We start from the raw sequence: 953 nt of genomic DNA on the forward strand, positions 1-953 counted from the left end.
CGCAGCGTCTTTTCCTTGTTGAGTTCGATGAGCTTTACCCCGAGCTTCTCGTAACGTGTTTTGACCTTCAGCAACCGCTGCTGAGTCAGTTTGATCTGCTTCTCAATCGAAGCCAGCGACTTACGCTTCGGCATCTTCATTCTCCTCCTCGCCAATCGGTTCCAGATCCTCGACGTCCTCCATGCTGTCTTTCTTTCCGGCAAGCGCGGCAGAGATGGCGGCGGCCTGCGACATAACCTTGTCCTTCGTCATGCCAAAGGATTTCAGGATGATTTCCTGCGTCCTCGTGATTGCGTGGTCAAGCTGATATCTGCCGTCATTGATTCTCACCAGCTCGATTTTCTCCAGTTCCCGGATCGCCGCAGGAACCGTCATGTAGTTCCTCTTTGTCGGCAGGCGGAGCATCTCATCCTTCAGGAGGTTGTAGAGCCTCTGTCGAATAATGAGAGCAATAAATTCAATAAAAATCTTGGCTCTTACGGCTTCTGCGGAGTGTACCCGCATGCTCCTTGCTGCCCAGGAATGATTTGTCTGCGCTGAAGAGCTTGCTCTGAGGCGTCGCGGCCTCGGTACTGCAGATAAGCGTCTCTGGCGCTCATTTTCTCGGAGGTAATGATGCAGAAATATCCGCATCTCGAATAAGCATGCTCGATGATGCTCTTCTTCTCTTCGGCAAAAAGGAAGCGGCCTTTTTCGTCGTAGTGACACTGGAAGTAATCTGTATGCGGGGATCCGAACTCCACTTCACGGCCGACCCACTGGTCGAAAGTTCTTCTGCATCTGCGTCAGCGCGTTTTCTATATCGCGCCGCTCCGTCGCCATCTTCATGGGGTTAAAGAAGACATGAAAGTAGCGCTCCCGTGAGTCTTCCGGAAAAATCTTCATTTTTTCCGTTGTGCCGCTGATGCAATGCTCGCGCAGGGAGCGTCGACGCGATTTTCGAAAGTGCCGTG

The 953-nt window shown here is 52.3% G+C and carries 2 protein-coding genes; both read right to left on the minus strand.

The window, feature by feature from the left end:
• Positions 1 to 120: 120 nt before the first annotated feature.
• Positions 121 to 375 carry a hypothetical protein gene (locus tag GBM95_RS11825; RefSeq protein WP_152159270.1) on the minus strand — a complete coding sequence of 85 codons (255 nt, stop codon included), beginning with the start codon at positions 373 to 375 and terminating at the stop codon, positions 121 to 123.
• Between the two features lie 369 nt (positions 376 to 744).
• On the minus strand, positions 745 to 953 hold a 209-nt coding region (locus GBM95_RS12840), incomplete at its 5' end, for a hypothetical protein (RefSeq protein WP_226963318.1).

The organism is Sutterella seckii (assembly GCF_009183815.1).
GTDB lineage: Bacteria > Pseudomonadota > Gammaproteobacteria > Burkholderiales > Burkholderiaceae_F > Sutterella > Sutterella seckii.

Excerpts from the sequence above, each read along its gene's own strand:
- GBM95_RS11825 (WP_152159270.1), bottom strand. The coding sequence starts at position 375 with ATGACGGTTCCTGCGGCGATCCGGGAACTGGAGAAAATCGAGCTGGTG.